Origin of the sequence: Pandoraea pulmonicola (assembly GCF_000815105.2) — a bacterium.
In the GTDB taxonomy this organism is placed as follows: Bacteria; Pseudomonadota; Gammaproteobacteria; order Burkholderiales; family Burkholderiaceae; genus Pandoraea; species Pandoraea pulmonicola.
Genome location: NZ_CP010310.2, coordinates 1,649,906 through 1,666,349, shown reverse-complemented (window position 1 = coordinate 1,666,349; position 16,444 = coordinate 1,649,906). Strand labels below are relative to the sequence as shown.

At 64.2% G+C, this 16,444-nt stretch carries 16 protein-coding genes; 8 read left to right on the top strand and 8 right to left on the bottom strand.

Going from position 1 to position 16,444, the window contains the following annotated elements; translation table 11 throughout:
* Positions 1 to 25: 25 nt before the first annotated feature.
* Positions 26 to 1,027, bottom strand: coding sequence for an aldo/keto reductase (locus RO07_RS07430; protein ID WP_039409422.1), 1,002 nt, complete (start codon positions 1,025 to 1,027; stop codon positions 26 to 28).
* Between the two features lie 436 nt (positions 1,028 to 1,463).
* On the opposite strand from RO07_RS07430, the gene RO07_RS07425 reads away from it, so the two are divergent.
* A complete protein-coding gene (locus RO07_RS07425) occupies positions 1,464 to 2,219 on the top strand; it encodes a 4'-phosphopantetheinyl transferase family protein (protein WP_052267097.1) in 756 nt (251 codons plus the stop codon).
* Between the two features lie 19 nt (positions 2,220 to 2,238).
* On the opposite strand, the gene RO07_RS07420 is transcribed toward RO07_RS07425, so the two are convergent.
* From RO07_RS07420 to RO07_RS07400, 5 genes are read right to left on the bottom strand one after another with little or no spacing between them, the layout of a single operon-like run.
* The gene (locus tag RO07_RS07420; protein WP_039409419.1) at positions 2,239 to 3,252 is read right to left on the bottom strand and encodes a proline racemase family protein; all 1,014 of its coding nucleotides are present in this window, start codon (positions 3,250 to 3,252) and stop codon (positions 2,239 to 2,241) included.
* A 30-nt stretch (positions 3,253 to 3,282) separates the two neighbouring features.
* Positions 3,283 to 4,071 (bottom strand): ABC transporter permease, encoded by a 789-nt coding sequence (locus tag RO07_RS07415; RefSeq protein ID WP_039409416.1) that lies wholly within the window; start codon positions 4,069 to 4,071, stop codon positions 3,283 to 3,285.
* On the bottom strand, positions 4,068 to 4,958 hold the full coding sequence (locus RO07_RS07410) for an ABC transporter permease (protein ID WP_052267096.1): 891 nt from the start codon (positions 4,956 to 4,958) through the stop codon (positions 4,068 to 4,070). The genes RO07_RS07415 and RO07_RS07410 overlap by 4 nt, the downstream gene beginning before the upstream one ends.
* Positions 4,955 to 6,025 carry an ABC transporter ATP-binding protein gene (locus tag RO07_RS07405; RefSeq protein WP_039409413.1) on the bottom strand — a complete coding sequence of 357 codons (1,071 nt, stop codon included), beginning with the start codon at positions 6,023 to 6,025 and terminating at the stop codon, positions 4,955 to 4,957. The genes RO07_RS07410 and RO07_RS07405 overlap by 4 nt, the downstream gene beginning before the upstream one ends.
* Positions 6,026 to 6,039: 14 nt before the next feature.
* On the bottom strand, positions 6,040 to 7,038 hold the full coding sequence (locus RO07_RS07400; RefSeq protein ID WP_237171395.1) for an ABC transporter substrate-binding protein: 999 nt from the start codon (positions 7,036 to 7,038) through the stop codon (positions 6,040 to 6,042).
* A 313-nt stretch (positions 7,039 to 7,351) separates the two neighbouring features.
* Between RO07_RS07400 and RO07_RS07395 the strand changes: the two genes are divergently transcribed.
* On the top strand, positions 7,352 to 8,428 hold the full coding sequence (locus tag RO07_RS07395) for a GlxA family transcriptional regulator (protein ID WP_084072499.1): 1,077 nt from the start codon (positions 7,352 to 7,354) through the stop codon (positions 8,426 to 8,428).
* 481 nt (positions 8,429 to 8,909) lie between these two features.
* Positions 8,910 to 9,782: an isocitrate lyase/phosphoenolpyruvate mutase family protein gene (locus RO07_RS07390; protein ID WP_039414617.1), complete on the top strand. Its 873-nt coding sequence runs from the start codon at positions 8,910 to 8,912 to the stop codon at positions 9,780 to 9,782.
* A 2-nt stretch (positions 9,783 to 9,784) separates the two neighbouring features.
* Here the strand turns inward: RO07_RS07390 and RO07_RS07385 are convergent, their stop codons facing one another.
* Positions 9,785 to 10,756: a LysR family transcriptional regulator gene (locus RO07_RS07385; protein WP_218026541.1), complete on the bottom strand. Its 972-nt coding sequence runs from the start codon at positions 10,754 to 10,756 to the stop codon at positions 9,785 to 9,787.
* Between the two features lie 96 nt (positions 10,757 to 10,852).
* Complete coding sequence (locus RO07_RS25825) at positions 10,853 to 10,993, bottom strand: hypothetical protein (RefSeq protein ID WP_157118197.1); 141 nt, start codon at positions 10,991 to 10,993, stop codon at positions 10,853 to 10,855.
* 101 nt (positions 10,994 to 11,094) lie between these two features.
* On the opposite strand from RO07_RS25825, the gene RO07_RS07380 reads away from it, so the two are divergent.
* The 5 genes from RO07_RS07380 to RO07_RS07360 are packed head-to-tail and all read left to right on the top strand — an operon-like array spanning position 11,095 to position 16,431.
* Positions 11,095 to 12,636 (top strand): ABC transporter substrate-binding protein, encoded by a 1,542-nt coding sequence (locus RO07_RS07380; RefSeq protein WP_115088885.1) that lies wholly within the window; start codon positions 11,095 to 11,097, stop codon positions 12,634 to 12,636.
* A gap of 6 nt (positions 12,637 to 12,642) precedes the next feature.
* On the top strand, positions 12,643 to 13,614 hold the full coding sequence (locus tag RO07_RS07375; protein ID WP_039409407.1) for an ABC transporter ATP-binding protein: 972 nt from the start codon (positions 12,643 to 12,645) through the stop codon (positions 13,612 to 13,614).
* Complete coding sequence (locus RO07_RS07370) at positions 13,611 to 14,606, top strand: ABC transporter ATP-binding protein (protein ID WP_039409403.1); 996 nt, start codon at positions 13,611 to 13,613, stop codon at positions 14,604 to 14,606. Before RO07_RS07375 ends, RO07_RS07370 begins: the two co-directional genes overlap by 4 nt.
* Before the next feature lie 23 nt (positions 14,607 to 14,629).
* On the top strand, positions 14,630 to 15,556 hold the full coding sequence (locus tag RO07_RS07365) for an ABC transporter permease (protein WP_039409400.1): 927 nt from the start codon (positions 14,630 to 14,632) through the stop codon (positions 15,554 to 15,556).
* On the top strand, positions 15,553 to 16,431 hold the full coding sequence (locus tag RO07_RS07360) for an ABC transporter permease (RefSeq protein WP_039409397.1): 879 nt from the start codon (positions 15,553 to 15,555) through the stop codon (positions 16,429 to 16,431). The genes RO07_RS07365 and RO07_RS07360 overlap by 4 nt, the downstream gene beginning before the upstream one ends.
* The last annotated feature ends 13 nt before the right edge of the window (positions 16,432 to 16,444 follow it).

Below are 16,444 nucleotides of genomic sequence, written 5' to 3'. Positions count from 1 at the left end.
GTCGACGCGTCCGCCATCGTTCATCTCAGGCCCGATCCGCCAGCAGCGCCATCATCGCCGTTTCCTTGTAGCGTGGACCGGTCGTCGTGCCGGCCGAGAAATGCGCGTCGAGCGCGCTCAGCAGGGCGTGGTCGATGCGCGCGTCCACGGCGCCGAGATTCTCCTCCAGGCGGCTCACGCGTCGCGTGCCCGGAATCGGCACGATATCGTCGCCCCGCCAGAGTAGCCAGGCGAGCGCCAGTTGTGCCGGCGTAACGCCGGCCTTGTCAGCATAGGCGGCGAGGACCTTAGCCAGACGCATGTTCGCTTCGAAATTCTCGCCCTGCACGCGTGGGTCCGACGTCCGGCGCGAATCGCCTTCGGGGAATTCCTCGGCGCGTCGCGCCGCGCCCGTCAGGAACCCGCGTCCCAGCGGGGCGAACGGCACGAGGCCGATGCCGAGTTCCCGCAGGCACGGCAGGATCGACGTTTCGATATCGCGATGCCACAGGGAGTATTCACTTTGCAGCGCGCTGACGGGGTGGACGGCGTGCGCCCGCCGGATCGTTCGCTCGCCCGCCTCGGAGAGTCCGAAGTAGCGAACCTTTCCTTCCCTTACGAGCTCGCCGACGGTGCCCGCGACATCCTCGATAGGGACATCGGGATCGACGCGATGCTGGTAGAGCAGATCAATGTAGTCGGTGCCGAGACGGGCGAGGCTCGCGTGGACGACTTCGCGAATATGTTCGGGCCGGCTGTCCGCGCCGGTCACCGCGCCGCTGCTGTCGAGACGAAAACCGAACTTGGTTGCGACGATTGCCTTGTCGCGACGGCCCTTGAGCACACGCCCGAGCAGCCGCTCGTTCTCGAACGGGCCATACACCTCCGCCGTATCGAAGAAATGGCAGCCCAGTGCGAGCGCCCGTTCCAGCACACGAACCGACTCCGTCTCGTCCGAAGGCCCGTAGGCGTAGCTCATGCCCATGCAACCCAGCCCCATCGCGGGGACTTCCAGCCCTTGTGCTCCCAGCCGTCGTGTTTGCAGCATCGTGCAACTCCTGTGCAGTGTGGATGGTGTACGTGCCGGCACGTCGCTCCGGCACCTTCGCACAGGCGATGCAATTTTCGAACCATTTCTCGTCGAATGACCTGGCGAACGACTTTGATCGATCGGCATCCTTCGCCCTGCGCCCGTGCAACCCGCATGCTTGTTGGATAGCGTTGCGACGCGCAGCCATTCAAGGGTCGCACGTATCCCTTCCCGTCCTGCCGATACCGGCGTGAAAATCGCCTCCGACATCTGTCCGAAGCTGCGACACCTGTCGCAGAGTGCGACAGGTGTCCGTTTCGCTGCTCGACACGTCGCAAGGTGAAACCGGCGTCGGGTCGCTTCCGGTTGCACGTCGAAAACATCATGGCATCCAAATTGCTTGGAGTCCGTCACTTCTATTACGCCGTGCCTGGCATCATGCGCACGACTCACAATGACGTATCTGAATACGACCGGAATGGCGGGGACGGGGCTCGCCCTGTATGGGCAATCGCGAGGGGTGATGATGCGCTTCGGCCGATGGGCCGCCCACCTGAGCGCGGACGAATGGAAACGCGCCGACGCGTTTTCCCGACCGACCGATCGGGAGGATTATGTTGCGGCGCACATCCTGGCGCGCGTTGCCGCCGCCCGAATCATGGGCAGCTCCGACATTCCCGGACCGGAAGCGCGGACCTACGCGCTCATGCAGCGCTGCGAGCGATGCGGTGGCGCACACGGACGCCCCTGTTTGCCCGCGCATCCGGGGCTGCACGTCAGCCTGAGCCACACGCGCGGCACGGTTGCCGCGGCGTGTGCGATTTCTCCTGTCGGGATCGACGTCGAGCACTGGGACGAAGCCCTGTCGGCCGACCCGGATCTGCCGGGGCTCAATGAACGCGAGCGAATACGATTGGCGGATTTCGCGAGCGTCGCTCACACGCATCACGCGCCGTCGCCGCGCGCGCTCGCCTGGCTGCGGCTGTGGACGCGCAAGGAAAGTCTCGTCAAAGTCGGCGAGACGACGCTCGACGGCATGAGCCGCGTCGACATGTCGGGCCTCCCGATGAGCGAAGCGCCGCTGCGCGCCTGGCAGCGACGCGTCGCTCACGGGGGCTGGGCGATGACGGACTGGCTCGACCCCGGACTGCGCGTGACGGGCACCGTCGCCAGCTCGGAGGCCGTCGTGATCGAGCGCGTCGATCCGTAGAAATGACGAAAGATGGGTTTTACCGCACCAGGAAGCCCGCGCCGACCGGGTCCTTGCGATCGATGACCCAGCGCGCGGTGCCCAATACGCTTGCCGTGCCCTTGACGGTCGGACGCACCGCGCGCGTGCCGTTCAGATCCACCTCGCCGAGCAGGCAGCCTTCGAAGGTGCCGCTGCCGAGCAGGCCTTCCGTGAGAATCGGCTGGTGCATCTTCAGCCGACCTCGCGCCTCGAACATCGCCATCATGGCGCTCGTGCCCGTACCGCCCGGCGAACGGTCGAGCTGCCCGGCGCTGAACACGTGCACGTTCTTGTAGAACGCACCTTCGATCGTCGGCGAGTGCCAGAACGTCACGTAATTCAGATTGTTGACGTGTGCCTGCGTCGGATGCTGGATGCGCATCTTCGCGTTGATCTGGTCGCGCACGAGCAGGCCGAGGCGCGACAGTTCGCTGCCATTCTCCGGCGAGATGCGCAGATTGCAGTCGCTCAGGTCCACGATGCCGAAGTAGTTGCCGCCCCACACGATATCCGCCTTGAGGTCGCCATAGCCCGGCAGATGCACCGGCACGTCCTGCGCGGCGACATAGGCAGGCACGTTCTCGAAGCGCGTCCACAGCACCTCGTCGCCTTCCGTGGCGACTTCGGCGACCACCAGGCCCGCGGTCGTCTCGAAGCGAATGCGCGTGATGCCGTTGGGCCCACGCGGCACGAAGCCGTGGGCGACCATCGCCATCGCGACTGCGATCGTGCCGTGGCCGCACATGTGCGAGTACTCGGTGCCATCGATGTAGATCAGGCCGGCATCGAACTCGCGGCTGGACGGCGGCGTGAGGAATACGCCGAACATGTCGCGATGCCCGCGCGGCTCGCGCATGAGGGCCATGCGCAGCCAGTCGTAGTTGGCCTCGAGGAAGGCGCGCTTTTCAAGAATGGTGGAACCCGCCGGATACGGAATGCCGCTATGAATGATGCAAAGCGGCTCGCCTTCGGTATGGGTGTAGATGACGTCGAACGCGTCTTGCTTGCGCATGGCAATTACTCCAGATGAGTCGGTTGGGGATTAACTGCGGTCCGACAACATGTCGAGACCGATGGTGAGATCCAGGACCACGATCGCCGCGACGGCTACCAGGATCGTCGCGCCGGACACCGCGGCGATCGTCGGGTCGATCGTGTACTGCACGTAGTTGAACAACTTGACCGGAATGGTGTTCAGATCCGCCGTGGTGTTGAAGATCGACAACTCCACGTTGATCCACGACGAGATGAACGCGAAGATCGATCCCGTCACGATACCCGGCCGTATGCGCGGCAGGATGACGAGGAAGAACGTCGTCCAGGGATTCGCGCCCAGATCGCTCGACGCCTCCTCCAGCGCCCGTTGCTCGGGCGTCATCATCGAGAGCACCGAGCGCAGCACGAATGGCGCGACGATGATCGTGTGACCGATCAGCAGCGACAAGAAGCTGCGCGTAAGACCGAAGTCGCCGCCGAACTGCAGCAGGGCCGCGCCCAGCACGATGTGCGGCAGCGTGAGCGGCGCCATCAGGATCGCAGCCAGCGCACCCTTGCCGCGAAACTCGTATCGCGCCAGCACCAGCGAAGCCGGCACCGTCAGCAGGAGCGACACCGCCGTTGCCGCGAGCGCCAGCATCGTGCTCGTGGAAAACGCCGCCAGATAGCTCTCGTCATGCAGCATCTGCCGGTACCAGTGCAACGTGATGCCTTGCGGCGGAAAAGCGAGAAACTCGGTGCGCGTAAGCGAACTGCCGAGAATGACCACCAGCGGCAGCATCAGGTAGGCGAGCACGGCCCACGCCACGAGACGAACGGAAACTCGCGCGATCATCGAACACCTCCTCGCACCATGCCGACGCGCCCGGCCAGCGCCACCATCGCCAGCGTGAAGACCAGCAGCACGATGCTGAGCGCGCCGCCGTAGTGGACGTCGAACGTGGCGCTGTATTGCTGGAAGATCAGCATCGAGAGCACCGTGATGCGGCCGCCGGACAGCAGGGCCGGCGTCACGTAGGCCGAGACCGCCAACGTGAAGACCATGATCGCGCCGGCCACGACGCCGGGCATCGTCAACGGCAGCGTCACGTGAAAGAACGTCTCGAAGGGTTTTGCCCCGAGATCGGCCGAGGCCTGCTCCAGCGACGTGTCGACTCGCGCCAGCGAGTTCCCCACGGCCAGCACGACGAAAGGCAGCAGCACGTACACCATGCCGATGAGAATGCCGGTCTCGGTGCCGAGAAAGCGCATGGGACGCTCGATCTGCCCTGTCGCCAGCAGTGCTTCGTTCACCAGCCCATTTCTGCCGAGCAACACCATCCAGCCGAACGAGCGCACGATATTGCTCGTGAGCATCGGCACCACCAGCAGAATCACGCAGGCGCGGCGCCATGCCTGCCAGCGGACGATGCGCACGAGATACCACGCAAGCGGGTAGCCGAGCAGCACGCAGAACACCGTCGTCAGACACGCGATCCGAAAAGTCACGAGCGTGACGTCCCAGTGGTAGTGATCCGCCAGCACGCGCGCATAGTTCGCCAGCGTGAGCGCCGACAGTCCCGCGCCATTCGCGGACGTGAGGCTCGCCACCAGCACCACGGCGAGCGGCGCGAGGAAGAACGCGGCGAAGAACAGCAAGGGCGCGCCGATCATCCACACCGGGGCGAGCCGCAGTGCGTTGGACCGACCACCGTGCGGCGATAGCGCCAGCGCCGGGTTCATGCCGCGTCTCCGATCAGGTGCACGTTCGCCGGGTCGAAGCCCAGATGCACGTCCCCGCCCTTGCGCAGCGCCGCGGCAACGCCGCTCGACGTGCGCGCGACGATACGGTGCACGCCGACGTCCGCATAAAGCAGCGCGTGACTGCCGATATCCACGATGTCGGCGAGCACGCCGTGCACTCGGCAGGCTGCGGCGTCGGCGGTGGCGTCGGCGCTGTCCGTCACGACATACAACTGTTCGGGGCGCAGCACGGCGACGCCGCGCGCGGGGGCGTTCGGAACCACCGGCCATTGCGCCGGCGACGCGCAGTCGAGATGCAGTGCCCCGTCGCGCACGTGGAACGCGATCATGTTGGCGTCGCCGATGAACTCGGTCACGAAGCGCGTTGCCGGGCGGTGATAGATCTCGATTCCCGTGCCGACCTGTTCGATGCGCCCCGCATTCATGACGACGATACGGTCGGCCATCGTCATCGCCTCTTCCTGATCGTGCGTCACGAACACGAAGGCGATGCCGAGTCGCTCCTGCAGATGCTTGAGTTCCAGTTGCATCCGCTTGCGCAGCTTCATGTCGAGCGCGGAAAGCGGCTCGTCGAGCAACAGCAGCTTCGGACGATTGACGATCGCGCGGGCAAGCGCCACGCGTTGCTGCTGCCCGCCGGAGAGTTCGCGCGGGTAGCGTTCGCAGAAGTTCTCGAGGCCCACCATCGCCAATGCTTCTCGCGAGCGTCTGGCCGCCTCGTCGCGCGACACGCCCTGCCGACGCGGTCCATAGGCAACGTTATCGAGGACGCGCATGTGCGGGAACAGCGCGTACTGCTGGAACACCGTATTGAGGGGCCTGCGATACGGCGGGAGTTGCGTCACGTCCTGCCCCTCGATCGCGATGCGGCCGCTGTCAGGCGTCTGGAATCCGGCGATGGCGCGCAGCAGCGTTGTCTTGCCGCAACCGCTCGGTCCCAGCAACGCGATGAATTCGCCTTGCCGGACATCGAGGCTGATGCCGTCGAGCGCCTGATAACCGCCGAAGCGCTTGCTCAAGGCCTGTAGAGATAGCAATGCTGTCATGGCACACCCCTTCCTTACTTCTTCACGGACACCTGACGGTTCCAGGTCGAGGTGATCTCGGCGCGCCGCGCGTTGATCATGCTCCAGTCGAACAGCTTCAGGTTGTCCACCGAGCCGTTGGCGCCCCAGGGCAATTTGCGCGCCACGTCGGGCGATACCTTCACGCCCGCAATCGCCGGGCCGAGATAGAGCTTGGCGGCCAGACACGATGCCGCCTCCGGCGTGAGCGCCGTATTGATGAACTTCTCCGCGGCCGCCTTGTTGCGCGAGCCCTTGACGAGATGCAGACGGGCGTCGGTGGCCCACACGCCTTCCTTCGGCACCACGAAGCCGATCGGCACGCCCTTGTCGATGAGATCCCATGCGCCGACGTTGAAGTGCGCGCCGATGATCGCTTCGCCGCTCTGGAAGGCGTTCGTCGCCGCCCCCGAGCTGTCGTAGAACAGCGAGGCGTCGAGCGAAGCCAGCTTGCTGTATACAGGGCCGAGGTTCGACGGATCGACGCCCCAGACATGCGCGAGAAACACCACGAAAGGGACCCCCGCCGAGTTGGATGGCGAGGGCACCGTCACGGCACCAGCGTACTCGGGCTTCCAGAGATCCTTCCAACTGGTGGGCGGCGTCTTCACCGCCTTGGTGCTGTACGTGAGGCCGAGCGAGTAGTAACCGGAGCTCACGGCATACGTCGTGTTGCCATTGCGATAGATGCCTTTGGCATTGACGTTCTTGAGATTGGGGATGCCGGCGACGTCGAGGTTGTCGAGCACTCCCGCGTCGAATGCCATCTCGCTGATACCGCCGTCGAGCCACGCGACGTCGATCGTCGGCGAGTTCTTTTGTTGTTGCAGCTTGGCAAGCGTGGTGGTGGAGGTGCCGATCTCGGGCGTGACGGCCACACCGGTGGCTTTCGTGAACGGTTCGGCAACGCAGGCCTTGAAGGCGTCGCCCCAGTTGCCGCCGTACATGGCGACCGTGATGCGCGAAGACTGCGCCTGCGCCCCGAAAGAAAACAATGACGCGGTCGTCGCGATCGCCGTGGCGATTAGCGACTTCCGTAAGGTGTTGCGGCTGCAGAAGTTCATGTCGTCCCCCGAAGTCAGGTGTGTTCAGCCATTCCGAGTCTTGCAATCACTACGTACATCCTGAGCGTTCCGCGCGGGCTTCGCCACCTGGTGGCAGGCGTGTCGCAGCGGGTATCGCTGAGTGGCATCGTAGCGAGCAAGGGTTGTCGCCAACTTGCAAGTCGCGGACAAAAACTTGTATAAACGCGACATGCCGAACCCTCATCAATACGGCAAGACGACAGGCCAGGAAACGCGAAAAAAAATGGAGACCGCATCGACAGGACCCAGTTGGCTGGTGCCCGATGTCTCGCCGGCGGGCGATGACGTCAGCGATGTGGCGCGCGTTAACGAGACGCATCGAACGAAGGCGAAGCTCTCCATCGGGCTGGTGCTGCTGCACCAGTTCACATTGGCCGCATTCGCCGGGCTGGTGGATGTGCTGCGACTGGCGGCCGATCACGGAGGACGCAGCCGTCAGATCGACGTGCACTGGCGCGTGATGAGCATGGACGGGCTGCCGCGCCAGTCGAGCGCCGGCATGACGCTCAACGTCGACAGCGCGTTGCCGGCCGATCCGTCGTGCTTCGACTACATCGCCATGTGCGGCGGCAACGACTATCCGAATACCTATCTGCCGCCGCCGTTGCGCGACTGGCTACAGCTCGCGAGCGCAAAACGCGTGCGCATGCTCGGCATCTGCACGGGAACGTTCACGCTGGCGCAGGCGGGACTGGTGGGATCGCGCACGGTCTGTGTGCACTGGAATGTGCTCGATGCATTCCGGACGCGCTTCTCGCAGACGAAGGCGGTCGTCGACCATCTCTTCGTCGATGAAGGGGACCTGATTACGTGCGCCGGATCGACGGCGGCGATCGATCTGGGGTTGTATCTCGTGACCCGCCATTGCGGCCAGGCGAAGGCCCAGCAGGTGGTGCGTCATATGATGCTGCAGGGCATCCGGCCGGCGAAACTGCCGCAGGCGCATTTCTACGCGGATCTGTCGCACATCACGGATGTTCGGGTGCGGCAAGCCGCGCACTTCATCGAGCAGCGAATCGACAACCCGCCGACGCTCGACGCCATCGCCCGCTACGTGAACGTCGGGCGCCGGCAACTCGAGCGCGCGTTCCACGACGCGTTGGGCGTCTCGCCGATGTCGTTCCTTCGCAGCATGCGGCTGGATTATGGTCGATGGCAATTGCGCCATGACACGCGCAGCATTACGGACATCGCGCTGGAATGCGGATTTTCCGACGGTGCACATTTTTCACGCGATTTCCGTGCGCGGTACGGCGTGTCGCCCAGGGAGTTTCGGCAGCGCAGCGCGAAGAAGCCGTAGACGCCGACCGCATAGACCAGCGCCGGCACGGCGATCACGGTGTACGCGGTGTAGAAGTCGCCGCCGACTTGCACTCTAGTCCATCGGCACGGGAGTTTGCCGGTCACCCCCGGAAGCGCCCCGCCGGACGGAGTCTGGCGGGTTTTTCTGGTGTTGCGCGTGTTGAAACGGCAAAGGCGGATTTCGCCCTCGCCGTCGCCTTTCCCGCCAGGACAACGTCTCGGGCGCTTTCGCCGTGCGTCTTTGGTCGCGCCCGCGTGGGAGTGTTGACACGGTTTTGAGGGTCCGGGGGCCTCCCCCAAGATCAAACATCTCGAAATGCGATCGGCGCGCAGATGTTATGCGATGCGCGCGCTGGTGCACCACACCGGTACCCGATAACTTCCATGGCGCGCAACGGCAACTCGACGCGGGCCGAGACATCCCGATGTCCGGCAGTTGCACGAGTGCTTCGTGGAACATTTGCAACGTGAGGATCACCATGAGCAAAGCAGGACAATTGCGGCGGCGCATGGCCGAAAGCGGGCTGGTGCACGTCATGGCCGCGCACAGCCCGCTCTCCGCCATCCTGGCGGAAGAGGCGGGATTCGACGGTCTCTGGGCATCCGGGTTCGAACTGTCGGCACTTCTGGGGTTGCCCGACATGAGCCTGGTGTCGATGACGCAGCATCTCGACATGGTGCGGTTGATCGCGGGCAAGTCGTCGCTCCCCATTGTCGCCGACATCGACACCGGTTATGGCAATGCGATCAACGTCGTTCACGCGATTCAGGAATACGAGCGGGCAGGGGCATCCGCCGTCGTGATCGAGGACAAGGTCTTCCCGAAAGTAACCAGCCTCGCGGCGTCGGGGCGACAGGAGCTCTTGCGGGTGGAGGAGTTCGAAGGGAAAGTGGCGGCCGCCGTTCACGCAAAGACCGATCCGGACTTCCTCGTCATCGCCCGCACGGAGGCGCTCATTGCCGGGCTCGGCCAGGAAGAAGCGTTGGCGCGCGCTCGCGCGTATGTCGAAGCCGGTGCCGACATGATCCTGATCCACTCCAAGAAGACCACGCCCGCCGAAATCGAGCGCTTCGTTCACGCGTGGGACAGCGCCGTGCCGCTGGTCATCGTCCCCAACGCCTATCCGGAACTCGACGGCGCACGTATCCGCGCGCTCGAAAAAGTCCGCATGGTGATCTACGGCAACTATGGCGTCCGGGCCGCAACGACCGCCATGCAAGACGTCTTCCGTCGGATCGTCGCCGATGGCGGCGTGCAGAACGTTCATCGCGACATCGTGCCCGTGGAAGAGATCTTCCGCCTCCAGGGCATGGAGCAGATCCAATCGCTGGAGGCACGTTACCTGCGCTGACGTCAGACACCCCTCGAGTCGGTCACTCGATCGAGCGGCAGGCCGGCCGTCCCGGCCGCCGCGCTTTCATTCGTCTCACCAGCAGACGCCATGACGGACGCCGTACCAACGCCTCGGCAAAGCCGCGTCACCCACCGGCAGAATGCATGCGCGAGCGCGGGATTGCGGCTGCGGTGCGCGGCATATGCCCGGTACCTCATGCCACTTGGCGCGCGCGTTCCCGCGACCACGTCCAGCAGCCCCTGACGCACCAGATCCGAGATGAAAATGTCGGGCGCCACCAGCAGGCAACGACCGGAAATCGCCGCCTGCAGCGCCAGATAGTGGTGATCGTAGTGCGCACCGGACAACACGTCCGACGTTCTCAGTTCCATCGCCCGCAGCCAGGTCGGCATGATGTCGGGCCGGGACGTCACGGCAAGAATCGGCAGGGCCAGAAGCGCATCGAGATTCCGCCCCTGCGTGTACCTCGGCGCGCCAACGCACACCACATGCTCCTCGTGCACGTCCCAATGGTCCGACGACTCGGCCAGCACGAGATCGCGCGTGAGCAGGACATCGAATCCGTCGGTCGACGAGGGCATGGAAAGCGATGTGGTGATGTCCACGACGGCCCCGCCCATCTCGTCGGAGAACGCCTGAAGATGGGGAATAAGCAGCGTGTGCGCAAATGTCGACAGCGACGTGCGCACCACCAATCGGTTCATCGCCTGGCCGTCGCGGCGACGCATGCGCTGCGCCGTAAACAGAATCGTCTCCAGTGGCTCGCCGACCTCTTCCGCGAACAAGCGGCCGAATTCCGTCAGCTCGCTATAGCGCCCTCGCCGTTCGACCAGCTTCGCTCCCAGATAACTCTCCAGTACCGCCAGGTGGCGACTCACGGAACTCTGGGTGACGCCCAGCGTCTTCGCCGCGCGAGTGACGTTGCGTTCCCTCGCAATCTGCACGAACGCGCGCACAGCATTGAGTGACAAGCCTTCTTCATCCGACACGCGCGATCTCCAAATTTCTTCGCCGAGGGGCGCGCCGCCGCGAAGGCGGCGCAAATTTATCGTATTTCCAGATGCATGTCATCGCCGGCTCAGCGAACTCCAGTCGCCAATGATTCGCCGATGAAAGCCCTGAGCGGATGTACGCACGGCGACCAAACACAGGCAATCCGCGCCATCCGATATCGCGCCAACATCATCGAATATTTCGATGAATTTCATATGACTGTCGTGATCCGATTTCTATACTTCGGCACGAATCTCCGCACGCCGGAGCACTCGGTTTCACGAAACTCATGACGATAGAGGGAAACGACAGGACCATGCTGAACCGACGAGACTTCCTGAAAACCGGCGCAGTAGCCGGCGCCACCGCGCTCGCTCCGGCGCTCGGACTGGCGGCCACCGATGCAAGACGCGTCCTGCGCGTGGGACTCTCGGGCTATCCCGTGCAGATCGAGCCCGTCATGCTGAACCAGACGGCGACACGGCGGATCGCCACGTCGATGTTCGACACGCTCATCGCTTTCGATCATGCCAACAACATGCGGCTGAAGCCCGCGTTGGCGCAAAGCTGGCAGCGCCTCGGCCCCGACGCCCTCCGCCTGAATCTCCGCAAGGGAGTGAAGTTCCACGACGGCGGCCCGATGACCGCCGCCGACGTCGCCTTCAGCCTGAGCCCGGAACACCTGCTCGGCCCGAATCAGTCGGGCCAGACAGTGGCGATGCAAACGCTCAAGCCGATCGCCGGCGTCGACGTGGTCGATGACCACACGGTGATCGTACGCACCCACGGGCCGGATCTGCTGCTCGAACAACGTCTGGCAGGCTGGTCCTCGGAGATCGTCAGCAAGCGGGCGTTTGCGGCCGCCGGGTCGTGGACCAGATGGCTCGGCGCACCGGTCGGCACCGGCGCGTACGCCTTCGTCTCGAAGCAGACGGATGTCGTGGTCAAGCTCAGGGCCTTCGACGAGCACTGGGCGGGAAAGCCGCCGTTCAAGGCGATCGACTTCATGATCATTCCGCAGTCGTCGAGCCGGATGAACGCGCTGCTGGCGGGAGACGTCGACATCGTGGCGGACCTCGCGCCGGATCAGTTCGCCACCATTCGCGCCAACCCTGCCCTGGAAATCGCGGGCGGCGCCGTGCAAAACGTCCGTTCCCTGGCAGTCGACACCGCGGGCCCCATCCTCTCGGATTCACGCGTGCGCCGCGCGATGAGCCTCGCCATCGATCGCGAGCTGTTGATCAAGTCGCTTTGGGAAAACCGGCTCGCCGTGCCGCGCGGCTGGCAGTTCGGCACGTTCGGCGATTACTTCATATCCGACCATCCCGCACTCAAGTACGACCCCGCCGCGGCCAAGGCCCTCCTCGCGCAAGCGAAGTACAACGGCACGCCCATCGCGTACCGATTGCTCAACGACTACTACCCGAACCAGGTGCTGGGCGCGCAAGCCATGATCTCGATGTGGAAGCGCGTCGGCCTGAACGTCGAGATCCAGATGATGGAGAACTTCTCGCAGATCCAGAAAGGCCCGGTGAACGCGATTTACGACAACTCGACCACCGCCGTGCTTCAGGACCACTTCGGCATGCCGTGGCGAGTCTTCGGGCCACAGGGCGAACTCACGTCGCTGCGCCTTTGGTCGAACAAGCAGTACTTCGACCTCGGGCAAGCGGCGCAGGGCACGGCCGACAAAGCGCAACGGCGCGCCTCGATCGCCAAGATGCTGCAGATCCTCGACAACGAGGTGCCCGCGATCATCCTGCATTCGTCCGGTCAGTTCTACGGCAAGCGCAAGGACATCGCCTGGCATGCCGGCCAGACGCTCGACATGAACTTCGGCCCTGGCTGGGTCGCCTGAGCCAACATGACTGCGCTTGTCGAAATCAATGAACTGTCTGTGTCGTTCGACGGCCAGACAGTGCTCCACGGCATCGATTTTTCCCTTCTCGCGGGCGAGGCCGTCGGCCTCATCGGCGAGAGCGGCAGCGGAAAATCGGTCACCTGGCTCGCCGCGCTAGGGCTTCTGCCCGCGAAAGCCCGAGTCTCCGGACGCGTGCGCCTGTCGGGCATGGACATTCTCGGCGCTCCCGAAAAGACGCTCGAAGCCATCCGCGGCAGACGCGTCTCCATGGTGTTTCAAGATCCCGCCAGTTCGCTCAACCCGGTGCATCGCGTAGGCGCGCAAGTCGTCGAAGTCCTGCGCCTTCATCGGGACATGAGCGAATCCGCGGCACGCGCGCAAGCGCTGCGTCTTTTCGATCAGGTGGGTATCCCGGATGCGGCGCGCCGCCTCGACGCCTATCCGCACGAGCTCTCCGGTGGGCAGAATCAACGCGTCATGATCGCCATGGCCTTGGCCGGCCAGCCCGACTTGCTGGTGGCGGACGAGCCCACTACCGCGCTCGACGTCACCGTGCAGGCGCAAATTCTGGATCTGCTCCGGGAGATTCAAAGGGACACTGGCATGGGCCTCGTGCTTATCTCTCACGACCTCGGCGTGATCGCCGAGCTCTGCCAACGGGCCTACGTGCTGTATGCCGGCAAGGTCGTCGAGATGAACAACGTCGTCGACCTGCTGGAGGCGCCCCGTCATCCCTACACCCAGGGTCTGGTGTCGGCGATTCCCACGCTGACCTCCCAAGGCCAGCGCCTGCGGGCGATTCCGGGCACCGTGCCGCGTCCCGGCGAGATCGTGAAAGGGTGCGCCTTCGCCCCTCGCTGCCCGCAACGTCAGGACGTATGCCTGCAGTCGTCCCCCGAGGTCATTCATATCGACGCGGGACACCAGTTGTCATGCCACCGGTTCTCGTCGCTCATCAACAGGGAAGCCGCATGACCGACACACCTTACGTAGTACAGGCCGACCATCTCGTCAAACACTACGGCACCTCGCGCGGGCCTTTCCGCTGGCCTCGCTGGCCTCGCTGGACTCGCCAGACTCGCGTCGTTCAGGCGGTCAACGGTGTCTCGCTTGCCATACGCAAGAACGAGGTGTTGGGTCTCGTCGGTGAATCGGGCTCGGGAAAGTCGACGATCGGCCGCCTGCTGCTCGGCCTCGAAAAGCCGGATTCCGGCAGCGTGACGTTCGACGGCAGTCCGCTCGCCACCGCCAACAGCGCACAGTGGCGGCGCCAGCGCGCCCACATGCAGATGGTCTATCAGAATCCGCTCGCGGCCCTGGATCGACGCGTCGCCATTCGCCTGCAGGTCGAGGAACCGTTGCATATCCACGGCATCCCCGACGCGCAGCACAAAGCGGCTGCATTGCTGGAGGCGGTCGGGCTGCAACATCACCACGGTGAACGCCTGCCGTCCGAACTCTCCGGCGGCCAACGTCAACGCGCGGTATTGGCTCGTGCACTGGCCACCGATCCGGAACTGATCGTCTGCGACGAGCCGATCTCCGCGCTCGACGTCTCCATTCAGGCGCAGATTCTCAATCTGCTCGCCGATCTGCGGGCGTCGAAGGGCACGTCGATTCTCTTCATCAGTCACGACCTGCGGGCGGTGCGCCAGTTGAGCGATCGCATCGCCGTGGTGTATCTCGGCACCGTGGTGGAGTCAGGGCCGGCTGGCGCCGTACTCGAAGATCCGCAACACCCCTACACGAAGGCACTGGTGTCGGCCGCGCCGGGACATCGGGGCCTGCAGAAGGACCGGATCATTCTCCAGGGTGAGCCGCCCAACCCGGCCGATCGTCCCGACGGCTGCCCGTTTCATCCGCGTTGTCCGATGGTGAAAGCCCATTGCCGCAGCACGGCACCACATCTCGACCCACTGCCGGGCGATCCGGCGAGACAAGTCGCCTGCCACCTTGCCGGCATCTGAACGATCGACACCAGGAAATCTCCATGCATCGCTACCTGTTAAGTCGCATCGCGCGTGCCCTCCTCACCGCGCTGCTGGCTGTCACGTTCACCTTTTTCATTCTCCGGCTCACCGGCGACCCGGCCGTCGAAATCCTCGGCAATGAGGCGTCGCCCGAAGCGCTCGCCGCATTTCGCGCCGCGTGGGGCCTGGATCATTCGCTGCTGGTCCAGTTCGGGTACTACATCAAGGCCGTGCTCTCGGGTGACCTCGGGCAGTCGATGCGCGACGGGCGGGCCGCGCTCGAAGTCGTGCTCGAACGTATCCCCGTTTCGCTCGCAATCACCGTGCCCGCACTTCTCATCAACATCCTCATCGGCATTCCCGCCGGCATATTCGCCGCCCTCCATCGCGGCAGTGTGATCGACCGGGTCGTCATGCTTGGCGCCATTGCCGGCTTCACCGTCCCGGCGTACGTACTCGGCCTCCTGCTGGTTCTCGCGTTTTCGGTCGGGCTGCAATGGTTGCCGTCCGGCGGCGCGCAGAGCTGGACCAGCGCCATCCTGCCCGTGATCACCCTGGGCGTTCACGGCTCGGCGACGCTCGCCCGCTTCGTGCGCAGCGCCATGCTCGAAGTGCTGGCGCAACCTTACATACGCACGGCCACGGCAAAAGGCGTGCCGTGGTGGAAGGTGGTGAGGCATCACGCATTTCCTAACGCCGCCATTCCGACCGTCACGATCGTGGGCTTCATGGTCGGTCATCTGATCGCCGGCGCGGTCATCGTGGAGAGCGTCTTCTCATGGCCGGGCATCGGTCAGTTGCTGGTGGTTTCGGTCGCGTCGCGAGACCTCGCCGTGGTGCAGTGCCTGCTTTTCCTGGTCACCATCGTGATGGTGATCTCCAACATTCTCGTCGACGTCGCCTATGGACTGCTCGACCCGCGCATGGCTAACGAAGGCAATCTATGACGCAATCGACCCCCATTGACCGCCGGAACACTGCGCCCCTCGCGCAGCGCACGGCAGACCGTCCCCCCATCGGCGTCGTGATTTCGATGCTCTGGGTGCTCGGCATGATCGCGCTCGCGCTACTGGCCAACCAATTGATGCCGTACGACTTCTCCGCGATCGACCTGACCAGCCGGCTGTCGCCGCCGGCATTGCTCGGCGGAAGCCCGAATCACTGGATCGGTACGGACGAACTCGGTCGCGACATGCTGTCCCGACTCATCCTTTCGATCCGGATGAGCATCCTGATTGCCTTCTGCGCATCCATCGCCGGATCGATTCTCGGCACTTCGATGGGTTTCCTCGCCGCGCATTTTCGCGGACCGGTGGAGAGCGTCATCCTGATACTCATCGATTTTCAGGCGTCGATGCCCTTCCTGATTCTCGCGCTCGCCGTGCTGGCGTTCGTCGGGAATTCGCTCGGGATATTCGTGCTCCTGATGTCGTTGTACGGCTGGGAAAGGTATGCCCGAATTTCTCGCGGTCTTGCGCTGCGAGCCAAGGGCGAAGGCTACGCTTGCGCGGTCTGGCAGCTCGGTGCGCATCCGGCCCGCATCTATCTGCGCCACATCCTGCCGAATATCGCGTCGACGCTTATCGTCTCCATCACGATCACCTTCCCCGAGATCATGCTCGTCGAGAGCGGTCTGAGCTTTCTCGGCCTCGGCGTGCAGCCGCCCATGACTTCACTGGGGTCGATGATCGGCTACGGACGGGACTACATCGCCCGTGCACCGTGGATTCTGATTGCGCCGTCGCTCGTGATCTCGTTCACCGCGCTGGCCATTTCCGTCATCGGCGACTGGCTGCGCGACAAGCTCGATACGACGGAGTGAGATACCGCCCCGC